The 26,848-nt window shown below is 40.9% G+C and carries 30 protein-coding genes and 1 pseudogene; 25 read left to right on the top strand and 6 right to left on the bottom strand.

What is annotated here, in order from left to right; all coding sequences use genetic code 11:
* Positions 1 to 33: 33 nt before the first annotated feature.
* The 5 genes from rbsD to O3598_RS05210 all read right to left on the bottom strand — a co-directional run bounded on the left by rbsD (position 34) and on the right by O3598_RS05210 (position 3,185).
* The gene (gene rbsD / locus O3598_RS05230; protein WP_038149051.1) at positions 34 to 447 is read right to left on the bottom strand and encodes a D-ribose pyranase; all 414 of its coding nucleotides are present in this window, start codon (positions 445 to 447) and stop codon (positions 34 to 36) included.
* A 204-nt stretch (positions 448 to 651) separates the two neighbouring features.
* Positions 652 to 1,539, bottom strand: coding sequence for a ribokinase (gene rbsK / locus O3598_RS05225; protein WP_371450230.1), 888 nt, complete (start codon positions 1,537 to 1,539; stop codon positions 652 to 654).
* Positions 1,540 to 1,726: 187 nt separating this feature from the next.
* A complete protein-coding gene (locus O3598_RS05220) occupies positions 1,727 to 1,903 on the bottom strand; it encodes an antitoxin PHD (RefSeq protein ID WP_371452053.1) in 177 nt (58 codons plus the stop codon).
* A 24-nt stretch (positions 1,904 to 1,927) separates the two neighbouring features.
* Positions 1,928 to 2,584: an NAD(P)H-binding protein gene (locus tag O3598_RS05215; protein WP_316601050.1), complete on the bottom strand. Its 657-nt coding sequence runs from the start codon at positions 2,582 to 2,584 to the stop codon at positions 1,928 to 1,930.
* Between the two features lie 79 nt (positions 2,585 to 2,663).
* Positions 2,664 to 3,185 (bottom strand): cysteine hydrolase family protein, encoded by a 522-nt coding sequence (locus O3598_RS05210; RefSeq protein WP_005384462.1) that lies wholly within the window; start codon positions 3,183 to 3,185, stop codon positions 2,664 to 2,666.
* A 288-nt stretch (positions 3,186 to 3,473) separates the two neighbouring features.
* On the opposite strand from O3598_RS05210, the gene O3598_RS05205 reads away from it, so the two are divergent.
* The 23 genes from O3598_RS05205 (at position 3,474) to O3598_RS05095 (ending at position 23,995) form a co-directional block, all read left to right on the top strand.
* Positions 3,474 to 3,719, top strand: a complete 246-nt coding sequence (locus tag O3598_RS05205; protein ID WP_005381552.1) for a type II toxin-antitoxin system prevent-host-death family antitoxin — start codon at positions 3,474 to 3,476, stop codon at positions 3,717 to 3,719.
* A 2-nt stretch (positions 3,720 to 3,721) separates the two neighbouring features.
* The gene (locus O3598_RS05200; protein WP_005381530.1) at positions 3,722 to 4,042 is read left to right on the top strand and encodes a type II toxin-antitoxin system RelE/ParE family toxin; all 321 of its coding nucleotides are present in this window, start codon (positions 3,722 to 3,724) and stop codon (positions 4,040 to 4,042) included.
* Between the two features lie 190 nt (positions 4,043 to 4,232).
* Positions 4,233 to 4,700: a surface exclusion protein gene (locus O3598_RS05195; RefSeq protein ID WP_371452052.1), complete on the top strand. Its 468-nt coding sequence runs from the start codon at positions 4,233 to 4,235 to the stop codon at positions 4,698 to 4,700.
* Positions 4,701 to 4,884: 184 nt separating this feature from the next.
* The gene (locus O3598_RS05190) at positions 4,885 to 5,193 is read left to right on the top strand and encodes a nucleoside triphosphate pyrophosphohydrolase family protein (RefSeq protein WP_016476084.1); all 309 of its coding nucleotides are present in this window, start codon (positions 4,885 to 4,887) and stop codon (positions 5,191 to 5,193) included.
* A 103-nt stretch (positions 5,194 to 5,296) separates the two neighbouring features.
* Positions 5,297 to 6,871 carry a tryptophan transporter gene (locus O3598_RS05185; RefSeq protein ID WP_371452049.1) on the top strand — a complete coding sequence of 525 codons (1,575 nt, stop codon included), beginning with the start codon at positions 5,297 to 5,299 and terminating at the stop codon, positions 6,869 to 6,871.
* Positions 6,864 to 7,673, top strand: a complete 810-nt coding sequence (locus O3598_RS05180) for an energy-coupling factor ABC transporter ATP-binding protein (RefSeq protein WP_371452047.1) — start codon at positions 6,864 to 6,866, stop codon at positions 7,671 to 7,673. The genes O3598_RS05185 and O3598_RS05180 overlap by 8 nt, the downstream gene beginning before the upstream one ends.
* A 9-nt stretch (positions 7,674 to 7,682) precedes the next feature.
* The gene (locus O3598_RS05175; RefSeq protein ID WP_371452045.1) at positions 7,683 to 8,351 is read left to right on the top strand and encodes an energy-coupling factor transporter transmembrane component T; all 669 of its coding nucleotides are present in this window, start codon (positions 7,683 to 7,685) and stop codon (positions 8,349 to 8,351) included.
* A 216-nt stretch (positions 8,352 to 8,567) separates the two neighbouring features.
* Positions 8,568 to 9,068 carry a GNAT family N-acetyltransferase gene (locus O3598_RS05170; protein ID WP_371452043.1) on the top strand — a complete coding sequence of 167 codons (501 nt, stop codon included), beginning with the start codon at positions 8,568 to 8,570 and terminating at the stop codon, positions 9,066 to 9,068.
* Positions 9,069 to 9,143: 75 nt separating this feature from the next.
* Positions 9,144 to 10,010: a histidinol-phosphatase HisJ gene (gene hisJ / locus O3598_RS05165; RefSeq protein WP_371452042.1), complete on the top strand. Its 867-nt coding sequence runs from the start codon at positions 9,144 to 9,146 to the stop codon at positions 10,008 to 10,010.
* Positions 10,011 to 10,151: 141 nt separating this feature from the next.
* Positions 10,152 to 11,756 (top strand): ATP phosphoribosyltransferase, encoded by a 1,605-nt coding sequence (gene hisG / locus O3598_RS05160; protein WP_119982456.1) that lies wholly within the window; start codon positions 10,152 to 10,154, stop codon positions 11,754 to 11,756.
* 80 nt (positions 11,757 to 11,836) lie between these two features.
* Positions 11,837 to 13,114, top strand: a complete 1,278-nt coding sequence (gene hisD / locus O3598_RS05155) for a histidinol dehydrogenase (RefSeq protein ID WP_316599184.1) — start codon at positions 11,837 to 11,839, stop codon at positions 13,112 to 13,114.
* Positions 13,115 to 13,165: 51 nt separating this feature from the next.
* On the top strand, positions 13,166 to 13,765 hold the full coding sequence (gene hisB, locus O3598_RS05150; RefSeq protein WP_005375466.1) for an imidazoleglycerol-phosphate dehydratase HisB: 600 nt from the start codon (positions 13,166 to 13,168) through the stop codon (positions 13,763 to 13,765).
* 60 nt (positions 13,766 to 13,825) lie between these two features.
* A complete protein-coding gene (gene hisA / locus O3598_RS05145; RefSeq protein ID WP_371452039.1) occupies positions 13,826 to 14,557 on the top strand; it encodes a 1-(5-phosphoribosyl)-5-[(5-phosphoribosylamino)methylideneamino]imidazole-4-carboxamide isomerase in 732 nt (243 codons plus the stop codon).
* Complete coding sequence (hisF, locus tag O3598_RS05140) at positions 14,551 to 15,309, top strand: imidazole glycerol phosphate synthase subunit HisF (RefSeq protein ID WP_005381416.1); 759 nt, start codon at positions 14,551 to 14,553, stop codon at positions 15,307 to 15,309. The genes hisA and hisF overlap by 7 nt, the downstream gene beginning before the upstream one ends.
* Before the next feature lie 20 nt (positions 15,310 to 15,329).
* Positions 15,330 to 15,644, top strand: a complete 315-nt coding sequence (gene hisI, locus O3598_RS05135) for a phosphoribosyl-AMP cyclohydrolase (protein WP_009661708.1) — start codon at positions 15,330 to 15,332, stop codon at positions 15,642 to 15,644.
* 62 nt (positions 15,645 to 15,706) lie between these two features.
* Entirely contained in the window at positions 15,707 to 16,036 is a 330-nt protein-coding gene (hisE, locus tag O3598_RS05130) for a phosphoribosyl-ATP diphosphatase (RefSeq protein WP_005381427.1), read from the top strand.
* A gap of 10 nt (positions 16,037 to 16,046) precedes the next feature.
* On the top strand, positions 16,047 to 17,129 hold the full coding sequence (gene hisC, locus O3598_RS05125) for a histidinol-phosphate transaminase (RefSeq protein ID WP_287523373.1): 1,083 nt from the start codon (positions 16,047 to 16,049) through the stop codon (positions 17,127 to 17,129).
* Between the two features lie 76 nt (positions 17,130 to 17,205).
* The gene (hisH, locus tag O3598_RS05120; RefSeq protein WP_371452037.1) at positions 17,206 to 17,814 is read left to right on the top strand and encodes an imidazole glycerol phosphate synthase subunit HisH; all 609 of its coding nucleotides are present in this window, start codon (positions 17,206 to 17,208) and stop codon (positions 17,812 to 17,814) included.
* A 199-nt stretch (positions 17,815 to 18,013) separates the two neighbouring features.
* Positions 18,014 to 19,846 (top strand): carbon starvation CstA family protein, encoded by a 1,833-nt coding sequence (locus O3598_RS05115; protein ID WP_316580480.1) that lies wholly within the window; start codon positions 18,014 to 18,016, stop codon positions 19,844 to 19,846.
* Between the two features lie 240 nt (positions 19,847 to 20,086).
* Complete coding sequence (locus tag O3598_RS05110; protein ID WP_105084239.1) at positions 20,087 to 21,361, top strand: ammonium transporter; 1,275 nt, start codon at positions 20,087 to 20,089, stop codon at positions 21,359 to 21,361.
* 72 nt (positions 21,362 to 21,433) lie between these two features.
* Positions 21,434 to 21,796: a P-II family nitrogen regulator gene (locus O3598_RS05105; RefSeq protein WP_005375366.1), complete on the top strand. Its 363-nt coding sequence runs from the start codon at positions 21,434 to 21,436 to the stop codon at positions 21,794 to 21,796.
* 112 nt (positions 21,797 to 21,908) lie between these two features.
* Positions 21,909 to 23,531 (top strand): membrane biogenesis protein AsmA, encoded by a 1,623-nt coding sequence (locus O3598_RS05100; RefSeq protein WP_302064660.1) that lies wholly within the window; start codon positions 21,909 to 21,911, stop codon positions 23,529 to 23,531.
* A gap of 110 nt (positions 23,532 to 23,641) precedes the next feature.
* Entirely contained in the window at positions 23,642 to 23,995 is a 354-nt protein-coding gene (locus tag O3598_RS05095) for a hypothetical protein (protein ID WP_371452034.1), read from the top strand.
* Between the two features lie 96 nt (positions 23,996 to 24,091).
* Here O3598_RS05095 and O3598_RS05090 read toward each other — a convergent pair whose 3' ends face one another.
* Complete coding sequence (locus O3598_RS05090; protein ID WP_009661861.1) at positions 24,092 to 24,805, bottom strand: stalk domain-containing protein; 714 nt, start codon at positions 24,803 to 24,805, stop codon at positions 24,092 to 24,094.
* A 451-nt stretch (positions 24,806 to 25,256) separates the two neighbouring features.
* Here O3598_RS05090 and O3598_RS05085 point away from each other — a divergent pair.
* Together O3598_RS05085 and O3598_RS05080 are read left to right on the top strand one after the other, a co-directional pair.
* Positions 25,257 to 25,502 (top strand): annotated as a pseudogene (locus O3598_RS05085) (POTRA domain-containing protein); the annotation flags it as partial.
* Between the two features lie 15 nt (positions 25,503 to 25,517).
* Positions 25,518 to 26,759, top strand: coding sequence for a ShlB/FhaC/HecB family hemolysin secretion/activation protein (locus tag O3598_RS05080; protein WP_371452032.1), 1,242 nt, complete (start codon positions 25,518 to 25,520; stop codon positions 26,757 to 26,759).
* Positions 26,760 to 26,848 lie beyond the last annotated feature (89 nt).

Below are 26,848 nucleotides of genomic sequence, written 5' to 3'. Positions count from 1 at the left end.
ATGATTGGTGAAAGTATCTCTTAATCTATTGCTCTAGGGACGATCGCTGAAAATACAATCGGCGCGCAAGATAATGTTCGCATACGGAGATGCTTCACCAGTTCTAATAATGCATTTGCATTGTTTTGTTGCTTCTTTGAAAGCTTCATGGCTCGTTTCAATCCATTCGTATTGATTGGATGGGAAGGTAGACTCCAAGAAGTCATAAGCTTCAGGATTATTTTCCTTAATTTCCTTTGCCACATGAACCGCTTCGGATTTCATATGCTTAGCGATGATGGATACCACTTGTTCGAAGCTTGGTACACCAAAATCTAAGGCTAAATCAATCTTTTGAACCCCTTCAGGTACTGGTAATCCGCAGTCGGAGATACAAATTGTATCTGTGTGACCTAAATCAGCAAGTACCTTAGCAATATGGCTATTTAAAATACCGTGTCGTTGCATATAAATTCCTTTCATTCCAATGAATGAGGCTGCTAAAGCATCGTTCATTGTTCCTTTTATTATATAGAGATCGAAAGTATTCGTTATTAGATAAATGTTTGTTGGGGCTGACTAGGACTTTCAAAGCGACTTTGGCCCTGCGAAGGCCGTAGGCCGTAGTCAGACCCGGCCGGTGGAGCTTTTTAAGTCCTAGTCAGCTCCCTACTATTTATCTGATAAGAATGCGTCGACCTCATCCTTCGTAGGCATTCCGGACTGAGCACCTAGTTTTTGGATGGATAAGGCCGCAGCTGCATTGCCGTAGTGCAACGCGTCAGCTAAGCTTTTACCATTAACGATAGCTGTTGCGAAGGCACCGTTAAAGGTATCGCCTGCACCTGTTGTATCCACTGGTTCTACCTTGAATCCAGGAACAATGTGAATTTCGCCATTGTCTGCGTAGCCTACACCTTGGCTGCCGAGAGTAACGATAATCTTATTTTCATTAGCTAATAATGTTTCCTCTGTAGTTTTGTTAGGGTAGAGGGCCGATAATTCGTGCTCGTTTGGTGTAGTATAGGTTGCTAGTTCCAACCATTCAGGATTGAGCTCTGCTGCCGGAGCTGGATTTAAGAGGACTTTTACATTAGCCTCGTGGCAACGACGAACGATGTATTCGATGGTGGGAATAGGAATCTCGTTTTGTACCATTACGAGATCTGCTTGCTCGATAGCAGACCAAGCATTATCGACTACAGCTTTGTCTACCTTAGCATTAGCACCAGCGATGACGATGATGCTATTGTCACCTTCGGCTAACGTGATATGAGCAGTACCTGTTGTCGTATCTGGGACAGTGACGATATAGTCCGTATTGATATGATTTTTTTTGAGGTTATCCAAAATCATTTGTCCATATGCATCTTCCCCGATGCAGCCTACCATGGTAACCTCTGCGCCTAGGCGGGCGGCAGCAACCGCTTGGTTGGCACCTTTGCCACCGTGAGCGATGTGCAATTCGTTGCCCATAATTGTTTCGCCTGCTGCGGGACGCTTATCCGCGAGGACCACAATATCCATGTTGCAACTACCTATAACAACAATGCGATTCATGATATCTCCTTACCTGTTTATTAGTGTATCTTAATTCTGTTATTAGTATAGCGTAAATAACGTTGTTTATCTACATAAATAACCATAAATTATGGGAATAAAAAATCGGTATACATTTTCTTAAGTAAGAAATGTATACCGAAGGTATATGGTGGTTTTATAAACCGTTAAGGATATTAATATCAGATTAGTCCAATTGATGTATCATTTTATCAATACGATTAAAAGTTTCTTCTATGGTTGTTGTACGTCCTTGAATGATATCATTTTGTCCTTCCACTAGAGCGGTTAATATTTCTAACTGGGCTTTTAATTTATTATATGTTTTACTTTCTAGGATGATTGTATCATTTGAATTTCCCATAGATATCTCCTAATGTATGGTAGTTTATAAAAACGATGGTTTATCGTAGTGTGTACCCGGTTCACCCACACCAATGCTGGCACGGCTGAATGGCGTTTCGTCTTCAACGTGTAGGATATCATACACGGCTTTTACCACAGCTTCTCGTGTAACTTGTGCGTCGTTGAATGGAGCGCCTTCTGCGATAAATTCATAATTTGTGTTCTCCATATTGTTATAGAGCCAAGATAAACGCAAAATAGTGTAGTTTAGGTTAGATTCTCGTAAAACGTTGCGCGCTTGACGTTCGCCTTGTACATAGCTAATTGGTAGATTATCGAAGGTCCATTTTTCTAAGGCTTTTGGAAATTCACCAGATAGACCGGCCATGGATAAGCCGATGATACGACGAATGTTTTGGCGAGCAAGTGCTTTCACAATAGCTGCCATATCACTGCCTGTTTCCATAGCACTGAGGAATACGACTTCTGTATTCTTAACGGCTTCCTCTAATTTTTTAGGGTTTTGGAACGATCCTTCGATAACGGTTATCCGTTCGTGTTCTAAAATTTCCGGATGAATGCGTGTGCTCAATTGACGTCCATATAAAGTAATGTGCATATCTGTATATGTTAATAACGTCGCCGTTAAGCGTTGTGCAATTTGGCCTGCAGCGCCTAAGATTGTAATATATTTGTACATGTAGACCTCCTATGTCCTAGGCATAAGTATTTATATGCATTATATCACAACTATATGACGAGAAAGTGAGAATAACAATTTAATTAATAGCTAGAATTTCTTTTGTTGTTCTTAGTTGCGCAAATCGATTTCTCCAAATTTTTTCTTTGTAAAAGGATAAGATTTGATCGGCAGATAGATGGATGTTGTCAAAGGTTGAAATCGCATCTTCGACGATGGTGATTTTATAACCATATTCAAAGCCTACTTTCACAGATGTATCAATGCAAAATTCCACTTGCATTCCTACAAATGTTAAATCGGTAATATTTTTTCGGTTTAAATATTCCTTTAATTCAGTGTCCTTGAAGATGCTATTGTAATATTTATTGAAAATCTTTTCGTTTTCTTGAGGCTTTAATTCGTGATAGACTTGCCAATTATCGCTACCTGTTGCTAATAAACCTTCAGCTTCAGAGTGTCTGATAAAAATGACTTCTATATTTTGATCTCTGAAATGTTGAATGATTGCTTTTGTATTTATGATAAAATTTTTTGTATTGAAAGGATTTTCTTTAACTAAGCCTTCTTGTATGTCGATTACGATTAATGCTTGTGCCATGATGGATTTCCTTTATTAAAGATAAATTATATGTATTACATGGATGTAATTAGAATTTATTATATTAGTTATTAAATTATTGTCGATTTCTTCGTATATAAGTATCTATGCGCATTATATCACAAGTATATAACAAGAAAAGGAAGAAAGCAGTATCATATATGTTGATAGTAATTTGGGAAAAGCTGTAAAATTTGATGTTGAATTTACATGATAATTTAACTACAATAATAATAAGATATTTGAAAAATGAGTGTTATATTACTAAAGTTTTTTTGAGGTGATGGTATGCCGAATATAAAACCGATTTCAGATTTACGTAATTATTCTGAAGTATTGCGTGATGTTGCTATAGATAGTCCTGTATTCTTAACTAAAAATGGTAGAGGCCGATATGCAATTATGGATATTCAAGATTATGAACGTGTAATGGCTACGATAAAACTTATGGGCGCTTTAGAGACAGGTCGCAAATCTGGTGAAGAACAAGGGTGGATTTCATCAGAGCAACTAAAGAGTGAATTGGGGATTTAACTATGGATCATCAAATTAGTTATGCACCAAAAGCACGAGAAGATTTGCTTAAAATAAAATCCTTTATAGAAGAAGAAACCGGGGATATTGAGTTAGCTAAGAAAACTATTTCGGATATAGTGACTACGAATGATTCTTTAAGAGCTTTTCCAGAAATGGGACAGCGATTATTGATAAACATGGGAAGTAAAATTGAATATAGATATTTGCTTTGTCATAATTATTTAAGTTTTTACCGTTATTTAGATCGGACTATTTATATTGATAGAATATTAAATAGTAGACGTGATTATCTTAAAATACTATTGGATGAAGTACATTAGTTTTTAAAGGCACCATCATTAATAGATGGTGCTATAAAATGATTTTAATAGTAACATGAAGATGCGTGAACACTCTTTATAATTTGAATGCATTGTGATTTAATGATATAAAAGTAAGATTTTATTTAATCTTAATCTGTAATTGAAAGAGAGAAGGCATTCATTACAAATTTATTTGGAGGGAACTAACATGAAATTTCTAGATCAATTGGGAGATGCGGTAAAGGACGTAAAAGAATTAGCTAAATCCAAGGCTAGTGTTGTGAAAGATTTAACTGCTGACGCAGCGCAAGAAGTAAAGGTATTGGCTAAAGAAAAGGCGGCAGATGTAAAGGCTAAATCCGCTGATGCGGCGCAAGAAGTAAAGGGCTTAGTTAAGGAAAAGGCGGCGGATGTAAAGGCGAAATCGGCTGATGCAGCACATGATGTAAATGAATTAGTAAAAGCTAAGTCTGCAGATGTGGCAAAGGACCTAGAAGCGCCCCTTAAGGTGAAGGCTGAAGAGCTAAAACAAAAGGCTAGAGAAGTGAAAGATATAACGGCTGATGCAGCTAGGGATATTACAGATACCGTGAAAGAAAAATCCGCAGGAGCGGCAAAAGACATTAGAGCGAAAGTTGCTGAAACAACTAGCGAAGATAAAACTTCAGGAAAATAAAAATGAGAATGACTTAATATTTCTTAGTTGGGTATTAAGCCATTCTTATTCTATTTTTAACACCAAGAGAACAGGTAGATCTAGATTTTAGCTATTTAATTGATTTAGCATGTATTGATAATAGATTAAGACGAATCAGGTTATACTTGATTTGGGTATTAAGAAATCTTTCTAGGAGGACATCATGGATTTAAAAGAAGTAAACTTACTTTCAAAAGAAATAAGAAATAAATATTTTGAACTAGAAAAAGAGATACATGGTTCTGTTTGGTCGGTAGAAGAAGATGCGTTGGCATTTTTAACTGATGCGGGCTTAGTGGGGCGATTGACTATGGATAATCAAGGTCGTTGGCCTAGTGCAGACAAAGAATTGTTACCATCTAAAATTGGCGAATGTGTATGGTGGTTAGCAATCCTCGCGGAACGCATGGATCTAAGCTTTGAGGAATGTGTAGAAACGTTTCTCACTGAAAGATTAAAAGATCTGAAGTGAGTTTATACAAGTTGAGATATTACTTTTAACCGTCATGCGTGCAAAAGTCCTCGAAGAGTGATAAAATATAGATTATATATTCATTTTTAGAAAAGAGGCTATTATGGAACGAATAAAGGATCTTGTGTACACTCATGACCAGGGTGGACAGTTTAGATGGGTAACGGTGAGCACCTTAATGCTTGCGTTAGGTACAATTTTGCACTTGGTGAGTCCTAGTTTTGCAGGGATTACGCCAAACTGGATGATTTCAGCGTACTGCGTAGCGATCTTGTTGACGAAACCTAGTGTATCTCAAGCATTGGGCATTGGTTTAGTGGCGGCCTTGATTGAGGTGTTGACATCAAAATCTGGTTTCCCATATGGTAACTTGATTTCAGAACCTGCTGGTGCATTGATGGTAACGCTTATTGCTCGTACTATGGCTACTATGAAAATTAGCAAAATTGGTTCTTTCGAAATTACGCCAATCGTAACAGCTTTTTTAAGTACTGTTGTATCTGGTGGTATTTTTATTACTCTTTTGTGGCAAATTGCAGGCTTGCCTAACAATGTATATCTCTTTGTGATTTGGCCAGCCGTACTCGCCGTAGCTGCTGTTAATGCGGCCATTACACCGATTTTATATATTCCAGCTCAAAAGATGTTCGCTAAGCGAGGCATGTTGCCTACCGGTAGCGAAGCTTCTAGCGACCATAGTGGTCTCGTTATTACGCCAGAACGGGATGCAAAGATTTCCATTGAGCATATGAACTATTACCATCCTAAGGCGACTGCGCCTACGTTAAAGAACATCAACCTCGATGTGCATGATGGTGATTTCCTCGTTGTAACAGGTCCTGCCGGTTGTGGTAAAAGTACGCTTTGTATGGCTATGGTTGGGGCGGTGCCAAAATTCTATGGCGGTCGTCTAGAAGGTATGGTATTCGTAGATGGTAAGGCTACAACGCAATTATCGATTCCTGAGTTAGCAAATCATGTTGGCGTTGTTCTTGCCGATTATGATACACAACTCGTAACGATGACGGTTCGCGAAGAAGTAGCCTTCGCTATGGAAAACCGTGGTTACGATCGAGCAACCATCGATGCTCGTTGTGCAGAGGTGTTTAAACAAGTTGGTATTGAAGGCCTTGAGGATCGTAAAATTACGAGTTTGTCAGGCGGTCAACGTCAACGTTTGGCGATTGCTTCCGTGCTGGCAACCAATCCATCTGTCCTTGTTCTCGATGAACCAACTAGTTCACTTGACCCCGATGGGACAGCCGAACTATATCGCCTTGTTGGTGATTTGAACCGCAATCATGGTATCACTGTTGTGGTTATCGACCATGATTTGCATGCCGTATTGCCATATGCTAATCGCATGGCGCTTATGGTGGATGGTGAAATCGTATGTGATAGCGATGTGGCTACAACATTGGAATACATGTACAATCATAATATTTATGTAGAAGCATTGCCATCCGTATTTACAACGTATATGGAATTGGAAAAGGCTGGTTATCATAGCGATGAACCTTGGCTTAGTATCGAATCGGCTATTAAGGGCCTTCATCACATCGAAATGGCTAAGGCCATCGATCGTTCTCGTTATGAACATACAAGTGATGCTGGTGAAAGCCAAGTCCAATATAGTAATCATGTAGGTGAAAGTACAGGAGGTGGCGCACATGCTTAAGGTAGAAAACTTACGATTTGGCTATGTGCCTACCGTAGATATTTTTAGAAATGTAAACTTTACCATTCGTGAAGGCGAATTTATTGCCGTTGGTGGTAAAAATGGTTGTGGTAAAACGACGATTACCCGTCTCTTAGTAGGCCTCGAAAAGGCTGCTGAAGGCCACATCCGTTATAACGGCAAGGATATTACATCTATGCCACCATCTAAACGCGGCCAATTTATTGGGTATGTATTCCAACAACCAGATCGCCAAATGTTTAGACCTACTGTGGCTACAGAGGTGGCGTTTGGTCCTGAATCCTTGGGACGTTCTAAAGACGAGGTTACACACATTGTGGACGAAGTGTTAGATCGCTGTGGTATCAGTCATTTGCGTGACGAGTATCCGCCTACATTGCGTCGCGGTGAAAAGCAACGCGTTGCTATTGCATCGGCGTTGGCGATGCAGTCCAAAATCCTCATCCTCGATGAACCTACAAGTGGTCAAGATGGAAAGGAAACAAAAGAATTGTTAGCCTTGTTACGTCAGTTGAACAGCGAAGGCATTACAATCTTATTGATTACCCATGATATGGAAATCATGGCTTCTGAATGCTCTCGTGCCATCATCATGGGCCATCGTACTGTGTCCTTTGATGGTACACCAGAAGAATTATTTTCGAAATCTACCGATGAACTACATGATCTTGGTCTCACAAAACCACCAAGTGTAGAGCTTTCACAAGCGGTACCAGGACTAGGCTACTGCAAATCGATGGATGAATTACGGACGCGCCTTATCGCGCAATTGGCAGAATAGGAGGGGACCATGGAACGATTAGTACCATTAACAAAAATTTTGATGACCCTCGCCGTATCCGTATGGGCCATCTTCTTGCGAGACTGGATGTCATTGATGGCATTAGTTGTCGTAGAATTAGTAGCATTGTTGTTGACCGGTTTATTATGGAAACAATACAAGGCGGTGTTTGCTTTAGTTGTGTTCGCCGTATTCCTAGGCGCTGTTCAATACTTAGGTAGCGGGGACGTTGTATCTGCCGTTGTATCTGGTCTTCGTATGCTTGCCATGACACTCGTATTTATTGCACTTTTGGCAACGACTAAATTACAAGATTTAACCGCGGCCCTTGTAACACAATGCAAAATTCCTTACGCATATGCATTTATGTTTACAGCAGCCCTCCGCTTTGTACCTGATTTTATTGGTGAAAGCAAGGCTGTACAAGAGGCGCAATCCTGCCGAGGTCTTTCTTTAGAAGGCAATATCTTTAAACGCATCAAATCCTATGCCTCTGTTATCCAACCATTGCTGCTAAAATCCTTAGGCCGTTCTGAAACGATGGCATTGTCCTTGGAACTTAGAGGCTTTGGTGGCAAGACACATAGCTTTGCCGCGTCTGTAGGCCTTAAACTATTAGACTATATAGTTATTGTTGCGTTAGTTGTAGTTACGCTTATTCTATTTGGAGTATTATAGAGATATAATTGACTATCTTCTATTACTAGTCAGTGTTATATATTTATGATATACTACAAATAGGTAGTAAAGCGTACAAAATTACCTACAATATAACAAAAAAGGACGAGTTGCAGCTCGTCCTTTTTCTTGCTTATTTTTTTGTCTTATTGTTGAGCCAATTGTTATAGGTAGTTACAACTAAGGTTATTTTTATAAACTGTTTTAGAGGAATATATGAGTGAATTAATAATTCGATCAATTGCAAAAGATGATGTGTTTGCTTGTTTAACTATTTACAACTACGAGGTCGAACACGGCGTAGCTACCTTAGACCTTGAACCACGCACATTAGAAGAGTGGTATGAATGGTATAATGCTCACAGCGATGAGCATCATCCCATCATTGTAGGAACCATTGATGATGTAGTGGTAGGTTATGCATCGCTTTCACCATATCGATTAAAGGATGCTTTCAAAAGTACTGTAGAATTATCTATTTATATTCACCAAGATTACCGTGGCCAAGGTGTGGCAACGCGGCTGATGGAACGTATTTTGGAGATGGCCAAAGCGGATACGATGATTCATAATGTAGTATCTGTTATCACTGCAGGTAATGAGGGAAGCACAAAATTACACAATCGATTCGGCTTTACCTATTGTGGGCTTACCCCTGAAGTTGGTTTTAAACATGGTAAATATCAGGATACCGAAACTTACGCATTATTGGTATAATAATAGATATTAAATCATTCATATGTCCGTGGGGTTGCGGATTATATGTTCCACATAGATAGGGGTTAGGTAGTTATGATAAATATGAAAGCAGAACGGCAGTTCATAGGCAATAGTACGTATCGTAGCCGATTGGTAGATGGTCATTTTCATACTGAATTATGTCCACATGGTAGCGGTGATAGAACGGCATTGATGATTGAAAAAGCCATTGAATTGCGCATCGAAAAGGTGTGTTTAACAGAGCATGCTCCGTTACCAAAGGCCTTTGAGGCTGAGTATGACGGTGATAAGATTGCCTATGATACGGCGTCTCTTAAACTCAATCAAGTGGATTCTTATCTTGAATTGGGGCGAGAATTACAACGTGCCTATGGAACACATATCGATATTTCATTAGGTTTTGAGGTAGATTATATTCCTGGCTTTGAAAGCGATATTCAAGACTTTCTTGATCGCTATGGTCCATTAACAGATGATAATATACTGTCTGTTCACTTTATGGATGGTGTAGGTGGAAAATACTACTGTGTTGATTATAATACAGATGAATTTGCAAAGGGCTTTGCCCCTTGGATGTTTAACCAAAGTGAACTGTACTATAAATACTTTAGTATCATTCGCCAAGCGGTGCGTGCTGATTTGGGTGCCTATACGCCAAAACGAATCGGTCATTTTGATTTAATTAAGAAGTACCAACACCATTTCGGTTTTGAACACCATTTAGATAAACGAAATGCTCAATTAGTGAGCGATATATTACATATTATGCGCGTTCAAGGTAGAGAACTAGACTATAATATGAGTGGATTCTTTAAACCTGATTGCGGTGAAATGTATCCAAGCCGTTTTATTCAAGGGATAGCTGCCATTATTGGTGTACCCTTTGTGCTAGGATCTGATGCGCATAGTGTAGCAGATGTAGCAAAGGTTTGGGACTAGATATAATACTCCTCTATTGACAATTCTATAGAGGAGTATTATTATAGTTTTATGCTTTAATACGCTAAAGTGATAAAATCTAAAAGAATCTATATATTTTAAATAGAAATATTAGCATGGTTTATAGAAAGGATGATCCTCATGGTACAGAAACAGTTGCCTACAGGTTTTCGTGATGATATAGGGGCTGTAGCGGAGCGTAAGGATGATGTGAGTCAGTATTTGCTTAGCCTTTGCCGCAATCGTCAGTATACAAAAATTTCTACACCCCTTGTAGAATACAAAGATGTGTTTAATGGTTATACATTAGGCCGTGGTCAACATATGTACGAATTCTTTGGTAGTTCTGATGCATCTGTGGTTATCCGTCCCGATTTAACCATGCCAATTGGTCGTTTTTTGGCGACTACGAATATTGAATTGCCTCGCAAGTTCTACTACCTTGGTGACGTATTGATGAAAAATAAGCAACATCGTGGCGATATCAACCAAGTCACACAAGGTGGCATCGAAATGGTCGGCTATGAAGGTATTGATGCTGAACTAGAATGCTTTGCGATCATTAAAGAAGTGAATGAATCACAGCTTAATAATACCTTATTATTAGAAATTGGCGATGCTCGTTTCTCTCGTGCCATTACCGATGCATTGGGTTTGACTGATGGTGAACGGGCCGATTTGTTAGATGCATTATTTACAAAATATTTGCCACGCTACAATGAATTAATCAGTGAATTTAAAAATAACGCGCTCTATCCATTCCTTACGATTTGGCCTCGTTTATTCGGCACTGTAAATGATATTAAAAATGAGCTCAGTCAAGTCATCTTGCCTGCAGGGGCACAACGTATTTTAGATAGTCTTATGGCTCTAGCGGGACAAATTGAAGCGACTGGCCAACAAGTTCGCATTGATGTGTCTACAGAACCACTTCAATCCTATTACACAGGCCTTACCTTTAGAGGTTATGTAGATGGCGTATCTCAATACATCGTCAGCGGTGGTCGCTATGATGGTCTCTTATCTGGATTTGATGGCACACCGATGCCATCCGTTGGTATGGCTTTCAACATCGATGTCCTTACAGATGTGCTTATGCAAGGTGAAAGCAACATTCAAGATAATGGTAAATTGCGCATCGCCTTGACAAAGGGGCGCGTTGAAAAGGATTTTATTCCACTCTTAGAGTCTTGTGGTATTGACTGCGAACCATTACGCAACAAAGCGCGCAAGTTGATTATCCCATTGGGAGATTCGGTAGAGGTTATCTTAGCGAAGGGCCCTGATGTAACGACATATTTGAATAATGGTGTCGTTGATTTAGGCATCGTTGGTAGTGATGTACTGGATGAACAAGACAATACATCTTATGAAATGCTAGATTTGAAAACGGGCCAATGCCAATTTATCTTGGCCTCCTTAGAAGGGTACAATCCGAAGGAAGGCCGTCGTCAACGGATTGGTACAAAATATCCAACCATTACAAAACAATATTTCGGATCCCAAGACGTAGAAATCATTAAAATCGAAGGTTCCGTTGAATTGGCGCCCCTCGTAGGTCTAGCCGATGCCATTGTAGATATTACGGAAACGGGTACAACGCTACGAGAAAATAATCTTAAAATCTATGATTGGCTCCAACCAATCTCAACGCGCCTTGTGGCAAATCCATTGGCATTAAAACAAAAAAGAAATACTATCTTTGCGTTGATTGACCAATTACAATCAGCTATTGATAAAAAATAGATTGCCTATGCTATCGTGATGTGATGAGAAACGTTTACAATAGAAGTATTCATATACATAGTTTGAAATGAGGATATACAATGAAAATTTACAAAGAATCTCCTGATGCAATGCTTAGCATTGTTCGCCAATATACACAACAAACAACAGATATGGAAATTGAACGCCGCGTGTACGATATTATCGAAAACGTGCGTGCTAATGGCGATGCAGCACTCCGTGAATATTCTGAAAAATTCGATGGCGTAAAGCTTGATGATTTCAAGGTGGATCAATCTATCATCGATGCGGCATGGGACAATTTACCAGAAGACTTGAAACACGCTTTATTGGTAGCGAAGAAAAATATAACTGAATTCCATAGCCGTGAAATTGAACAAGGCTTTGTCGATATGGATACACCAGGCATTACACGTGGTCAAAAGGTAACGCCATTGGCTCGTGTTGGTCTCTATGTTCCAGGTGGCACAGCGGCATATCCATCTACCATTATGATGACTGCATTGCCTGCAAAAATCGCTGGTGTTAAGGAAATTATCATGGTAACACCTCCTCAAAAGGATGGCATTAATCCTGCTGTGCTAGGCGCTGCAAAACTTGCTGGTGTTGATGCGGTATACCAAGTGGGTGGTGCTCAAGGTGTTGCGGCTCTTGCATATGGTACTGAACAAATTCCAAAGGTAGATAAAATCGTAGGCCCTGGTAATATTTATGTGGCCACTGCCAAGCGCCAAGTATTTGGTCAAGTTGATATCGACATGATTGCAGGTCCTAGTGAAATCGGTGTCATCGCTGATGAAAGTGCTAATCCAGTACATCTTGCTGCGGACTTATTGTCTCAAGCAGAACATGATCCACGAGCTCGTGCCATCATGGTTACCAATAGTGAAAAATTAGCTAACCTCGTATCTGATGAGGTAGAACGTCAACTTTCACAATTACCTCGTGAAAGCATTGCTCGTCCAGCTATCGAAAACAATAGCTATATTGCTGTTATGGATAGCGTAGAAGATATGTTTACCGTGATGAACGAAGTAGCACCAGAACATTTGGAAATTCAATTACCGGACCCTATGGAATATATGAGCATGGTAGAAAATGCGGGCTCCGTATTCCTTGGCAGATATGCCTCTGAGCCATTGGGCGACTATGTAGGCGGTACAAATCACGTATTACCTACGAGTGGTACTGCAAAATTCTCGTCCCCACTTGGTGTGTACGATTTCGTAAAACGCATTTCCTTTACTCAATTTAGCCGTGAACGTTTACAAGAGGTTGCGAAGGATATTACTACTTTGGCTCGTACAGAAGGTCTTGAAGCACATGCTCGTGCTATTGAAGTGCGCTTTGAAAAATAATTGTATGGATGGGAACGCCTTAAAGGGCTTCCTTAATGATAAGAGGATACTATGATGAGAACAAATCGGTCAGCTACGGTAACTCGTAAAACGGGCGAAACAGATATTACAATTACACTTACCCTAGATGGAAATCAGGACATTCACGTCGATACAGGCATCGGTTTTCTTGATCATATGCTCCATTTGTTGGCTAAGCATGGACGTTTTGGTCTTGCTGTAAAAGCCGTAGGCGATACGTACGTGGATGCGCATCATACGGTAGAGGATATTGCATTGACCTTAGGGCAAGCATTGACACAGGCTCTAGGTGACAAGGCGGGAATCGAGCGTTATGGCGACGCGTGGGTGCCTATGGATGAAGCGTTGACACAGGTTGTTATCGATCTTAGCGGTCGTCCATACCTCGTGTTTAATGGTGAGTTTACGACTCCTGTATTGGGTGGTAATTTTGAAACAGAATTGGTAGAGGATTTTTTCCAAGCCTTGGCTGTGAGTGGTGCTATGAATTTACATGTGCGCAACGAATATGGTCGCAATACGCATCATATTATTGAAAGCATGTTTAAGGCTACGGGCCGTGCATTGCGTAAGGCGGTTACCATTAACCCAGACATTCAAGGTGTGAATTCTACAAAGGGTATGATTTAATAAAGCCCTTATGAATGGTGAAAGCAGGGCCACATAAGGCTCGTGAATAGAGGAGATACTATGATTTTTCCAGCTATAGATTTACAAGATGGTCGCAGTGTACGCCTATATAAGGGAGATTTTGCAAAGGAAACCATCATCAATCCAGATCCGGTTGACCAAGCATCTCAGTACGAGGCTGCTGGCGTTGGCGCTTTGCACCTCGTCGACTTAGATGGGGCAAAGGCGGGGAAACCAGTTAATGTGGATATCGTTAAACGCGTGCGCGCTGCATTTACAGGTGTGTTAGAAATCGGTGGCGGTATTCGTGATAAAGATGCGGTAGACTTATATTTAGAAATGGGTGTCAATCGCGTTATTCTCGGTTCCGTAGCCCTTAAAAATCCTGAATTGACGAAACAGGTTATCGCTGAATACGGTCCAGAACGCATCGTTATCGGCGTAGACGGTAAGAATGGTAAGGTTGCTGCAGAAGGTTGGCTCGACCAATCTGATGTGCCTATGACTGATCTTATTGGTGCTATGGTGGCAGCCGGTGCGAAGTATTTTATCGTTACCGATGTGGATAGAGATGGCACAATGCAAGGTGCTAATGAAGACTTATTGGGTTCCTTACAAGAACAATTCCCTACGGCCCGTATTGTCGCATCCGGTGGTGTCCGCCATTTAGAGGATATTAAGAATCTTGAAAAACGCGGTGTTGTAGACAGCATTGTAGGTAAGGCTCTATATGAAGGCACTATTACATTAGAAGAAATTGCTGCGTTTAATAAGGAGAATGCATCATGTTAGCAAAACGGATTATTCCTTGTTTAGACGTAGATAATGGGCGCGTAAAAAAAGGTGTTAACTTTGTAAATCTCGTTGATGTAGGTAGTCCTGTCGATATTGCAGCTACCTATGAGGAACAGGGGGCAGATGAGCTCGTATTCCTCGATATTACGGCTACAGTAGACCGACGTACGACGATGCGCGATGTGGTTACAGATATTTCAAAACATGTGTTCATGCCCCTCACCGTTGGTGGTGGTATTAAAACAGTGGACGATATGAGCGCATTGCTAAAAGCTGGCGCCGATAAGGTATCGCTGAATTCAGCGGCTTTAGCGCGCCCAGAACTCATCAGTGAAGGCGCTCAAAAGTTTGGTAATCAATGTATGGTGGTAGCTATTGATGTAAAAACGGATCCAGAGACGGGTAAATGGTATGTGTATACCCATGGTGGTCGCAAGCGTAGCGATTGGGAAGCCCTAGCGTGGGCTAAAGAAGCTGTGAGCCGTGGCGCTGGTGAGTTACTTGTAACGAGCATGGATAAGGACGGCACTAAATCCGGCTTTGATATTAAACTATATAAAGCCTTGGAAGAGGTCGTAGATGTACCAATTATCGCCTCCGGTGGTGCAGGTACGGTACAGCATTTTATCGATGTATTCACCGAAACTGGTGTTACCGGTGCGCTAGCAGCGTCTATATTCCACTTTGGTGAAATTAGCATTCCCGATTTAAAATCACAATTGAAGGCAGCGGGCATTGCTGTTAGATAGGGTAGGAGATTGTAGCATACATGAAACCAGACTTTAATAAGGGTGGCGGCCTATTACCGACGGTCGTTCAAGATAATACAACAAAAGCAGTGCTCATGGTGGCGTGGATGAACGAAGAGAGCTTTCACAAAACATTGGAGACAAAGGAAACTTGGTTCTGGTCTCGTTCTCGCCAAGAACTTTGGCATAAAGGCGGTACCAGTGGCAATGTGCAACACGTGGTGGATATGAAGCTCGATTGCGATGGCGATACATTACTGGTTCTCGTCAATGCGGAAGGGCCTGCATGTCATACAGGAGCGGTGAGCTGCTTTTTTTACGATGTAGAAGCGTAGAAATATACAAAATATGAGGTGAGATGACGCATAGGCGTTAGCTTTCACAAAGGAGAAGAACAATGGCCAATCAACAAACATTAGAAGAATTATACGCCATTATTAAGGGGCGCAAGGAAACACCAAAGGAAGGATCCTATACGAATTACTTGTTCGACAAAGGACTCGATAAAATCTTGAAAAAGGTAGGCGAAGAAGCAACAGAAGTTGTCATCGCCGCTAAGAACGAAGACCCCCAAGAACTCGTGTATGAAACAGCAGATGTACTCTACCATTTGCTCGTATTATTGGTAGAAAAGGGCGTTTCTTACGAAGCCATCTTAGAAGAGTTGGCAAGCCGTGAGGGCGTCATCAGCAAAACACAGGAACGCAAAGCGATTACAGATTTGTAAGGAGTAGAGTATGAAGAAAATTATTGGCCAATTAAAGCCCTATGTGCCAGAGGAACCGGCAGAGTCCGTCAAAGCTCGCCTCGGTGTGGAGCGCCTTGTGCGATTATCAGCCAATGAAAATCCTTATGGTACATCGCCAAAGGTGCGCGAAGCAGTACTAGATTATGTGACGAATAATGATGCCAATCTATACCCTGATGGCAATGCATCATCTTTGCGAAGCGTCTTAGCGGATTATTGGAAGGTAGCGGAAAATCAACTCGTTATTGGCGTCGGTCTTGATGAAGTGATTTCCATGGTAAATAAAACATTTATCAATGCTGGCGATTCTATCGTTATTAGCGTTCCTGCCTTTTCTGAATATGGCCTTAACGGCCTTGTAGAAGGGGCAGTCATTCGCGAGGTGCCATGCATCGAGTCTACAGGTCAATACGATTTTAAGGCGATGCGTCAAGCCGTAGATACTACGACGCGCCTCGTATGGATTTGTAATCCTAACAATCCAACAGGGACCTATGAAACTGTTGAAGATATTCGTAACTTTATCAGTACATTGCCAAAAGATGTGTTAGTCATCATCGACGAAGCCTATATCGATTTCGTAACCTCCGTAGAGGTGCCAACGGCACGAGCTTTGCTTGATGAATTTCCTAATGTATTTATTATGCGTACCTTCTCTAAGGCCTATGGCCTTGCGAACTATCGCGTAGGCTATATGATGAGTAGCGCTGAATTAGCGAACTATATTCAAACCATTCGCTTGCCATATAATTTGAATACTTTGTCCCAAGTAGCTGCTGAGGCTGCCTTTGGTGATCGTGAATTTTTGCGCAGCACTATAGAGAAGAATGCCGCAGAACGTGCCTTGTGGGAACAAACATTGGATGAAGTGGGTGGTACTTATTATAAGAGCGGTGCTAATTTTATCTTTATGTCCGTACCTAATGCGGATAGCCTTGCTGATGAATGGCTCGCTAAGGGCTATCAAGTACGTCGTGGACAACGAGATAATTGGTTGCGTGTAACATTACCACCTGCTAGTGATGGTGCTATTATGCGCGCTATTTTGAAAGAGTATATGGCTCGTCAATAATGTAGGTCATTTATATAGCGATGTACATTGCGACGTATGTTGCTATTTACATAGGCGTAAAAGAAAGGATGTCACTATGATTGCCATAATTGATTATGATGCGGGCAATACATTTAATGTACAAAAAGCATTACAACATATCGGTCTTGATGCGGTATTGACCGCTGATCGAGATATTATATTGGCTGCTGATGGTGTGATTCTACCGGGTGTCGGCGCCTATGCATCGGCTGTTTCCGTCCTTCGTGAGCGCGGTCTTATTGACGTTATTCATGAGGTGGTGGAGCGCAACATACCATTGCTTGGTATTTGTTTAGGGATGCAGCTTTTATTTGATGAATCTGAAGAATATGGACCGACTCCCGGATTGGGTATTATACCGGGCACTGTGAAAGCCATTCCTAATAACCTCGGCCTTCGTGTACCTCATATGGGGTGGAATCAAAATACACTATGCCGCAAAGACAGTGCTTTTTCTGATGTAACTGATAAATATACATATTTTGTGCACTCTTATTACGTAGATACAGATTCTCAATATATTACAACAACCGCGGATTATGGGATTAAGATACCGGGCATTGTGGAGAGAGGAAATGTCTATGGCATGCAGTTTCACCCTGAAAAAAGCGGTAATGTAGGGCTTGATCTACTACGAACCTTTGGAAATATCATAGTAAAATAATAAAATAGTCTTCGATATATGCTTTTAACGAATAATGAGTATCTAAAATGATTAAGTGTAAATTGACATATTCTTGTTTACATATACAATAAGTATGTAAGTACTCATCAATTTATAAGCTACAGTGGCATTGGAGACCTAATTTTATTAGAACTATTTATTCGGCACCTCCGATGTCACGTACATTGGAGGTGTTTTTATGGTTATGAATGGTATTTACTTAGTTATAGCCTCCGCGTGTATTCTAATTTTAGCGTACCGCTTTTATGGGGCTTTCATAGCGGCCAAGGTGCTGACACTCGATCAGTATCGTCCAACGCCGGCTATGGTCCACAATGATGGTCACGATTACGTGCCAACAAACAAATGGGTAACATTTGGTCATCACTTTGCAGCAATTGCTGGTGCAGGCCCTCTTGTAGGTCCTGTTATTGCAGCCCAGTTCGGGTATTTGCCTGGCGCATTATGGATTCTCATCGGTTCCGTACTCGCTGGTGCTGTACATGACATGGTTATCTTATTTGCGTCCGTTCGTTATGATGGCAAATCCATCGCGGATATTGCCCGCGAAGAAATCAGTAAATTTGCTGGTTTCGGTGCTATGCTTGCTACATTATTCCTATTGATCATTACCCTTGCTGGTATGGCCGTAGTAGTAGCTAACGCATTGCATAATTCCCCTTGGGGTTTCTTCTCCGTATTTGCTACGATTCCAATCGCTATTTTCATTGGTATTTATTTGAAATGGTTGCGTCCTGGTAAAATTCAAGAAGCAACTATTATCGGTGTAGCGTTGATTTTCGCAGCTATTATCTACGGTCCAAACGTAGCAGCTAGCGAATATGCTTCTTGGTTTACATATGACTTGCAAACTATCGAAATCATGCTTGCAGTATATGGTTTCTTTGCAGCAGCATTGCCAGTTTGGTTATTGCTTGCTCCTCGTGATTACTTGTCCACATACCTTAAAATCGGTACAATCGGCGCATTGGCTCTTGGTATTATCATCGTAATGCCTGAAATCCAAATGCCAGCTGTTACCCCTTATATCTGGGGCGGCGGTCCTGTATTGAAAGGTTCTGTATTCCCTTACATCTTCATTACTATTGCATGTGGTGCGTTATCTGGTTTCCATACTGTTATCGCAACTGGTACAACACCAAAAATGCTTACTAATGAAAAAGAAATTTTACCTATCGGTTATGGTGCAATGTTAACAGAAGGCTTCATCGCTATGATGGCGTTGATTGCAGCTACTGCATTGCATCCAGATGATTACTTTGCTATTAACTCTACAGTTGAATCCTTCAAGGCGTTAGGACTTCAAGTTCATGAATTGCCAGCATTGTCCGCAATGGTTGGTGAAGACTTGATGCACCGTCCTGGTGGCGCCGTATCCCTTGCAGTAGGTATGGCTCATATCTTCTCTAGATTGCCTAACATGGATCACTTGATGGGGTACTGGTATCACTTCTGTATCATGTTCGAAGCATTGTTCATCATGACTTTGATCGATGCTGGTACTCGCGTAGGTCGTTACTTGCTTCAAGAATTATTAGGTCATTTCCATCCTAAATTCAACGACCAACATTGGGCTCCTGGCGTTTATGGTTGTGCAGCTTTAATTTGTATTTTGTGGGGCTACCTAGTTCTACAAGGTAATATCGGTATTATTTGGCCTCTATTCGGTGTATCTAACCAATTATTAGGTACTATGACATTGGCTGTAGGTACTACAGTTATTATGCGTCTTGGTCACAAACGTTATGCATGGGTAACAGGTATTCCTTGTATCCTCATGGCTATCGTTGCTATCGCTGCCGACTTTGAAAACGTATTTAACAGCTATATCCCAGCTGGTAAATGGATCCTAGTAGCGTTCAGTGCTGCTATGTTCCTCATGATTCTCATCGTATTAGTAGAGGCTGTACGTAGCTGGATCCGCTTGTCTAGTATGCCTCAAGATTACCGTACACAAGCTGAAATTGAAGCTGAAAGCCTTGTGAAATACGGTAAAGAAGCAAAAGCATAATTCTGATTTGCTATACTATACGAACACGCACTCACATTAGTGGGTGCGTGTTCTATTTGTTTGAGTGTCAATTAAGATACATTTGTCATTTCATATATTCTATAGAATTTATTGACATATAGTTAGAAATGCTATAGGATGTAAGTAAAGATGTATTTCAACAATAAAATAGTTAGGTAACGGTGCCTAGTTTTCAGAATATTCTGAGACTAGGTGCTTTTTTTATGAAAGGAGTCTATTATGATAGGTATCGATACAGGTAATACAGCATGGATACTCATAGCGGCTGCTATGGTGTTTTTCATGACACCAGGGCTTGCCTTATTTTATGGAGGTATGGCACGCAGTAAAAATGTACTTAGCACTATCATGCAGAGCTTCTTTCTGATAGGTGTGATTTCTGTAGAGTTTATGCTCATAGGCTACACATTGATCTTTGGTGACGATGTACATGGTATTATTGGTAGCCTCAATAAAATTGGTCTTATGGGCACAGAGAATAGCATCATGGAAGGTGCGAATATTCCAGAAATGGCTTTTATTGCATTTCAATGCATGTTTGCTATTATCACGCCAGCCATCATGAGCGGTTCTATTACGGGACGTATGCGCTTTGCACCCTTTGTAGTATTCGCTGTGATTTGGTCCGTACTCATTTATAATCCTATGGCCCATTGGGTATGGGGCGGTGGATTCCTCGCCAATCTTGGGGCACTCGACTTTGCAGGAGGTCTTGTTATCCATGTATTGTCTGGCGTATCAGGTCTCGTACTTTGTTTGCTCTTAGGTCGTCGTCGCGGTTATGGGCGCATGCCAATGTTACCGCATCACTTGCCAATGACCGTCCTCGGCGGTGCCATGTTATGGTTCGGTTGGTTCGGCTTTAATGCCGGTTCTGCTCTAGGGGCTGGCCCCTTGGCTGCAAATGCAGTGTTGACGACGCAAATGTCTGCTGCTATCGGCATCGTTGGTTGGGTATTGGTAGAACGATATCACCGTGGTAAACCGACCGTGTTAGGTGCTGTATCTGGCGGTGTATCTGGCCTTGTTGCTATTACGCCAGCAGCTGGTTTTGTAACACCTGTAGCAGCGATTCCAATCGGTTTTATCGGCGCCATCTGTTGCTATGTGGCGGTCGCAATTTTAAAGAGCAAGTTTGGTTATGATGATTCTCTCGATGCCTTTGGTATTCATGGTGTAGGCGGTACGTGGGGCGCTATTGCAACAGGCTTATTTGCTACGGTTACTGTAAATCCTGATGGCGCAGATGGATTGTTCTATGGTGGTAACTTGCTCGTTCCTCAATTGATTTCTCTCGTCGTAGCCATTGCCCTTGCTATTATTGGCACAGTTGTCATCTTCAAGGTGGTTAGCTACTTTATGGATATGCGCGTTAGCATTAGTGCCGAATCCTTGGGAATCGACATTAGTGAACATGGCGAAGGTGCGTATAATCAATCTGAATTTAAGAGCAGTGGACGTTTTATTACCTCTGACCAACATTCCTTGGTGTAACGTATTCATGGTGAAAGCTAGCTTTCACAGATGGTACAATAGAAGTAATGAAAACGCAGATGAGGTGATACTATGAAACGGATGAAGAAAGTAGATATCATTGCTCGGGCAGAGCAATTAGAAGATTTAAAAGAGGCCTTGAATCGCATTGGCATTCAAGGGATGACGGTTTCCCAAGTATTTGGCTGTGGATTGCAAAAAGGGCATACCGAAGTCTATCGTGGGCAAGAGTATGCGGTCAATCTTGTACCAATGGTGAAGGTTGAAACCGTTGTATGTGACGTGCCTGTTGATCTTGTAATGGATACGGCACGCGATACCTTGCAAACTGGCGAGGTAGGGGACGGTAAGATTTTTGTGTACGACGTAGAAGATTCCATGCGGATTAGAACCGGTACGCGCGGTACGAAGGCCGTTACTGACGATGAAGCTTAATTAATCATATATGTAATACGCGAGCTGCTACATACATTGGTGTGTAGCAGCTCTTTGCGTTTATATATTTGTGAGTGATTGGTTTTGTAAAATTTAATGCTATAATAATTGTATGACTAGACGATTACGCTCGTATTGGAGCAAATATATACAACTATATAAGCGAGGTATACTGGGTATCATTGCATTTATTGGAATTACGGTAGTCATTATCTCCATCTTAGCTACTATTGCGAGTCGAGGCATGGGTGTTATTTTTAATGAGGTAATAGCACGTCAGACCATGATGCGAGGGACTATTACCGTCGCTAGCCTGAGTGCTACCCCATGGGGAACTATATCCTTTGAGGATTTGCAATGGGCTGATGACGATGGACATCAGTTGATGACCGTACCTTCCGGTAAGATACGCGTTAATATGTGGGATGTGATTACTCGTAATTTTAAGGCATCTGCCATACGAGGCATAGAATTAAATGATGCGGTCATTGTAGTAGATTTAGATGACGATAATCGGGTCGATTTTGTGCCGGCTTCTCCTGATATTAATAAACCCTTATCTGAAGTAGAACAGCGACCTAAAGCACCTAAAAAAACGACCCTAGAACGTCAAGAAGAGCTAGGGAAAAAGGTGCGTAACTTTAATTGGAATGGTCAACATATCGATGCGATTGTGAAGCTTTCAGACTGCCAATTGGAAATATTCCAAAAGAATCGACATTATGTGATGAAGAATGTGAATGCTCGATTTGATATTGATACGAATCGTGCCATTCGCATGAATCTAACAACTGGTAAATTCGGAGGCACCGCCATTGGGGATGGCCTCACATTGGAAGGCCGTATCGATCTAAAAGATGTGCTTAAGCATCGTATGCCTACGCTGAATATGAATCTAAATATTTATGGTGTAGATCCGGCATCCTTAGGATTTGGTGATAGTATTCACGATAAGATGACCTTGCTGACAGCAGTGACGGGGGATATTAATCGGCCCTTTGCATCGGGACGTGTTACCATGCCAATCCTTAGAATCCCTGCACTAACCTTTGAAAATGTGGTAGGCGATGTAACCTATCAAGATGGCATACTGGATTTTAAAGAGGTATATGCGAATGTATTTGGCGGTAAGTTAAAGGCTAAAGGTGTATATAATCTAGATACGCGGGCCTATGAATTAACGGGGGTCGCTACGGATCTAGATAGTAGCATGGCCTTAAAAACACCGGATTTTGCTGTTCCTGTATCGGCGAACCTTAATTTTTCAAGTAAGGGACAGCCTAAAGATATGGTGGTGTGGGGCGATTTTACATCTGGTACAGGTCGTTACATACTCATACCTATACAATCTATTACGGGGCGCTTTCACAATCAAGGACGTCATTTATCGTTCTTTGATGTGAAAGTACATACATCGGTAACAACTATCTCAACGGATGCATTGCATATCGATAATGGCGAATTAACATTGGGACCATTGAATATTACATCCAATGGGGGTAGTAATTTTGCCATTTATGATGAAAGTACCTTTGGCGAGCTTGGGCGTACGATGGATGGTATAAAAAGTGACATGGCGCAGGCAAATCAGAATATGAAACGCGCTCAAGGTAATAGTCAATCGATGAATCAAGAAGGTATAAAGCCATCAAGTGATGCAAAAGGCGTTTTAGATGATGCCAAAGAAGCAATCAAAGGATTTTCCGATAGCTTGAAATCGATTAAGATTCGATGAAGTTTGAAAATTTTCATGTTCAGCTTATCTCCTAAGTATAAAATGCGAAATGTTATCAAAACATTTGATAACATAGTGGATTATATATGTGTTTTATTAGGAGGTTTCTTATGAGAAAAGCTAAAAAATTATCTTTAACACTTATGGCGTCTGTTATGGCTTTAGGCGTTATAGCATTTACAGCACAACCAGCTAACGCATCTTATGGCTATAAATATACTGATTCCATTCGTCCACCAGTTTTGACACCTACACCATCTACTGGTAGAACACCTGTGGAACCTGTAGCCACTACAGTTACACCAGCTCCTGCTGCTAAAACTACAACAACAGTAGAGCCTACTAAAGCGGCTGGTTCTGTAACAACAGCTAATACTACAAATAATACAGATAAAACAGCACAAGATATTCTTAGCTCTTTGCTTTCCTTGTTGCAAAACTTGTTTAACACTCTATTTAAATAATAGGGGATAACAAAACGGCGGTCCTTATTGGAACCGCCGTTGTTGCATATACAAAAGCCCTTCGGTTGCGTCCGAAGGGCTTTACTGTTTGTATTATTATTTTGTGTTTTTGTCAGTTGTTTGTGTATGTTTAACCTTGATAAGAGGTTCGTCCTTTGCAGCGGATTTTGTGTTGGATTCCACTTTAGAACTCGTTTCTACCTTGGCAGACGTATTATCTGATGGTGGCAAGAATGTACTGATTTCATTTTTGTGAGGCCCGTTCGTATTGGTTGTGGATGCTAGTTGCGCCCGTTGTGGAGCAATGAAAATTTCATCCTTCGTAATTTTTACGTCATTCAATAGTAATTTGAATGCGCTAGGACTTACGAATAATTGACCATCTATCATGCGCGGTGTAGGAAGCATAGATTCAGATGTATCAAGGTTGATGATTTGCAATTTGCCTTTTCTTACGATTTGCGCTTGATCTGGTTGGATGGCTAGTGTAGCAATGCTCATGTCTACCAATGCAGTTTTTGTTGGTGCGTCCCACGCTACCTTATAGCCTAACGCTTCCGATACTTGGCGCAATGCTACGAGCGGTTGGCCATCAACATAGGCCACGTTTTGATGGTCTTTTACAGGTTCTAATACCTTGCCATCTACATTGATGTGATGTTGTGTCGTTACAGATGCAGGTTTTTCTAAATTTTGAGCTGGCGCTGGTGTTTCCATGCCGATTGCTGCATGTGCTGGTTGTGCCATGCCTACTGTGAAAGCTAGCGCACCTAGAGCGATGCTAGATAAAATAAGCTGTTTTAGTTTCATAAGGGACCTCCATAAGGTGTTATATCGTTCTGAATGTAGTAATGTTACCAAATGTATATGAATATTTTATTATAAACTTTAATTTCATGCAATTAATAGTACAGCTATATAAGTTGTTAGTTTATTTTGCATAAAGTATAAATTTAATAATAATTTATACTTTACAAAAAAACTTTAATTATGTTATTATGTTGATAGAAAAAATTATGATTTAATCATGATTGGTGTTGTTAGAGTATGTATTTAGGAGAGTTTTGTGAAGATAAAACGCTTAGTTCTTCTTAGCCTAGGTATATTGGGTGCATCTATGCCTTTTGAGGCATATGCAGAGAATCCGATTATGCCTATGGCACAGCAAGAACAATTACAATAAGACCGAGAAGTTCAACAGGAACGGAACCTTCGTTTAGATACTGAGCGCGTTGAAACCGTTGTTAGTGAACCGGCACCTATAGACGTACCTTCAAATCAGAATGGTGCGTCTTTTTTTATTCATCATATTCAGTTAGATGGTGTACCTAAGGAATTTGCTTTCTTACATAAGATTGCACGTAAAAATGAGCAAAGAACAGTAACAGTAGCAGATATTACTAATATACGTAATTCCCTTCAACGCAAGTTGCTAGATAGAGGTTTCGTTACCTCACAAGTATATATTCCTGAACAAAATGTAAATTCTGGCACGTTGCAGTTTATGGTTCTACCGGGACGAGTGGAAGATATTCGATATAGTGATTCTTCGGCTCATGGTCCTTGGCACACTGCATTTCCTGTGCGTCCAGGAGATATTCTTAATATCCGAGATGTAGAACAAGGCTTAGAGCAGATGAAACGTGTATCATCTCAATCGGTAACAATGAAGTTACTTCCAGGTACAGCTGTTGGTACTTCTATTATTGAGTTATCGATTAAACAAGAGAAACCAGTACACGGATCAATTAGTATCGATAATAGTGGACTGGAATCAACAGGTGTGTATCAAGGTAGCTTTACTGCATCGTTAGATCAAGTATTTCGAGCTAACGATACGTTAACCATGTCATTGTCAGGTGATTTAAGTGGTGCAGGGAGTATAAAAGGAACTCGTGCAGCCAGTCTTAATTATGTGATACCTCATGGAAAAAATACGTTTAGTTTAAGCTTTTCTAAATCAAGATATCATCAAACCATTCAATCTAATCCTTATGATTTCACATACGGTGGTAAGTCCACTACTATGAAGGCGAAATGGAATCATGTTTGGTCGCGTACACAACGTGAAAAGCGAGCATTTGATATTTCTATTAGCACACGGCATAATCATCGCTTTATCAATGATATGGAAATACCTGTGCAAGCATTACGTACTACTTCAATGGAGTTTGGTGTTTCTAACCGTAAATATATTGGGAATGCTACGCTGTATTCTCGTTTAGGGTTCCAATGGGGGATAGGTGCACTTGGTGCACAACCTGAACATAAGGCTTCTGTTGCCATGGGTGGGCCTACCTCAAGATATCATATGTGGCTTGTTGATGTAGATTATCGTAAACCATTTGTTATGGGCCGTCGACCGGCATCCTTCACCTCTTCATTCCATGGACAGTGGGTGCAAGGGGGAAAAAGAGTATATAGTGTAGATACTATCAATATTGGTAATCGATATAGTATTTATGGCTTCGATGGTGAATATACACTTATGGGCGATAGTGGCTGGTATATACGTAATGAAGTATCCTCAGTTATTCCGCGGCTAAACACGGAACTATATTTTGGCCTTGATGTAGGAGCCGTATATGGTAAAAGTACAGAATCGTTAGTTGGGAAAAGTATTGCTGGTACAGCATTAGGTATACGTGGTAACTATGCATCAGGGCTCATGGTCGATGCATTTATTAGTACACCATTGTATAAACCTGCTGGATACCACACTAAGAAATTCTATGTAGGATTTACTGTAGGCTATCGTTTCTAGGTAGAGTGGCATCATAAAAGAGAGTATCTATTTAGTGATGATGTTTTAGAAGAGGGCTCATATGTGTTGATACAGCCCCTAATATAAGA

It is taken from the genome of Veillonella atypica (genome assembly GCF_041431435.1).
GTDB classification, from domain to species: domain Bacteria; phylum Bacillota; class Negativicutes; order Veillonellales; family Veillonellaceae; genus Veillonella; species Veillonella atypica.
This window is presented reverse-complemented; position numbering and strand designations above follow the sequence as displayed.

Excerpts from the sequence above, each read along its gene's own strand:
- rbsD (WP_038149051.1), bottom strand. The coding sequence starts at position 447 with ATGCAACGACACGGTATTTTAAATAGCCATATTGCTAAGGTACTTGCT.
- O3598_RS05175 (WP_371452045.1), top strand. The coding sequence starts at position 7,683 with ATGGAACGATTAGTACCATTAACAAAAATTTTGATGACCCTCGCCGTA.
- O3598_RS05105 (WP_005375366.1), top strand. The coding sequence starts at position 21,434 with ATGAAACGGATGAAGAAAGTAGATATCATTGCTCGGGCAGAGCAATTA.
- hisC (WP_287523373.1), top strand. The coding sequence starts at position 16,047 with ATGAAGAAAATTATTGGCCAATTAAAGCCCTATGTGCCAGAGGAACCG.
- O3598_RS05090 (WP_009661861.1), bottom strand. The coding sequence starts at position 24,805 with ATGAAACTAAAACAGCTTATTTTATCTAGCATCGCTCTAGGTGCGCTA.
- O3598_RS05200 (WP_005381530.1), top strand. The coding sequence starts at position 3,722 with ATGGATCATCAAATTAGTTATGCACCAAAAGCACGAGAAGATTTGCTT.
- O3598_RS05185 (WP_371452049.1), top strand. The coding sequence starts at position 5,297 with ATGGAACGAATAAAGGATCTTGTGTACACTCATGACCAGGGTGGACAG.
- O3598_RS05180 (WP_371452047.1), top strand. The coding sequence starts at position 6,864 with ATGCTTAAGGTAGAAAACTTACGATTTGGCTATGTGCCTACCGTAGAT.
- rbsK (WP_371450230.1), bottom strand. The coding sequence starts at position 1,539 with ATGAATCGCATTGTTGTTATAGGTAGTTGCAACATGGATATTGTGGTC.
- O3598_RS05205 (WP_005381552.1), top strand. The coding sequence starts at position 3,474 with ATGCCGAATATAAAACCGATTTCAGATTTACGTAATTATTCTGAAGTA.
- hisH (WP_371452037.1), top strand. The coding sequence starts at position 17,206 with ATGATTGCCATAATTGATTATGATGCGGGCAATACATTTAATGTACAA.
- O3598_RS05110 (WP_105084239.1), top strand. The coding sequence starts at position 20,087 with ATGATAGGTATCGATACAGGTAATACAGCATGGATACTCATAGCGGCT.
- hisE (WP_005381427.1), top strand. The coding sequence starts at position 15,707 with ATGGCCAATCAACAAACATTAGAAGAATTATACGCCATTATTAAGGGG.
- hisG (WP_119982456.1), top strand. The coding sequence starts at position 10,152 with ATGGTACAGAAACAGTTGCCTACAGGTTTTCGTGATGATATAGGGGCT.
- O3598_RS05100 (WP_302064660.1), top strand. The coding sequence starts at position 21,909 with ATGACTAGACGATTACGCTCGTATTGGAGCAAATATATACAACTATAT.
- O3598_RS05210 (WP_005384462.1), bottom strand. The coding sequence starts at position 3,185 with ATGGCACAAGCATTAATCGTAATCGACATACAAGAAGGCTTAGTTAAA.
- hisJ (WP_371452042.1), top strand. The coding sequence starts at position 9,144 with ATGATAAATATGAAAGCAGAACGGCAGTTCATAGGCAATAGTACGTAT.
- hisD (WP_316599184.1), top strand. The coding sequence starts at position 11,837 with ATGAAAATTTACAAAGAATCTCCTGATGCAATGCTTAGCATTGTTCGC.
- O3598_RS05220 (WP_371452053.1), bottom strand. The coding sequence starts at position 1,903 with ATGGGAAATTCAAATGATACAATCATCCTAGAAAGTAAAACATATAAT.
- hisI (WP_009661708.1), top strand. The coding sequence starts at position 15,330 with ATGAAACCAGACTTTAATAAGGGTGGCGGCCTATTACCGACGGTCGTT.
- O3598_RS05170 (WP_371452043.1), top strand. The coding sequence starts at position 8,568 with ATGAGTGAATTAATAATTCGATCAATTGCAAAAGATGATGTGTTTGCT.
- O3598_RS05095 (WP_371452034.1), top strand. The coding sequence starts at position 23,642 with ATGAGAAAAGCTAAAAAATTATCTTTAACACTTATGGCGTCTGTTATG.
- O3598_RS05115 (WP_316580480.1), top strand. The coding sequence starts at position 18,014 with ATGGTTATGAATGGTATTTACTTAGTTATAGCCTCCGCGTGTATTCTA.
- hisA (WP_371452039.1), top strand. The coding sequence starts at position 13,826 with ATGATTTTTCCAGCTATAGATTTACAAGATGGTCGCAGTGTACGCCTA.
- hisB (WP_005375466.1), top strand. The coding sequence starts at position 13,166 with ATGATGAGAACAAATCGGTCAGCTACGGTAACTCGTAAAACGGGCGAA.
- hisF (WP_005381416.1), top strand. The coding sequence starts at position 14,551 with ATGTTAGCAAAACGGATTATTCCTTGTTTAGACGTAGATAATGGGCGC.
- O3598_RS05195 (WP_371452052.1), top strand. The coding sequence starts at position 4,233 with ATGAAATTTCTAGATCAATTGGGAGATGCGGTAAAGGACGTAAAAGAA.
- O3598_RS05215 (WP_316601050.1), bottom strand. The coding sequence starts at position 2,584 with ATGTACAAATATATTACAATCTTAGGCGCTGCAGGCCAAATTGCACAA.
- O3598_RS05190 (WP_016476084.1), top strand. The coding sequence starts at position 4,885 with ATGGATTTAAAAGAAGTAAACTTACTTTCAAAAGAAATAAGAAATAAA.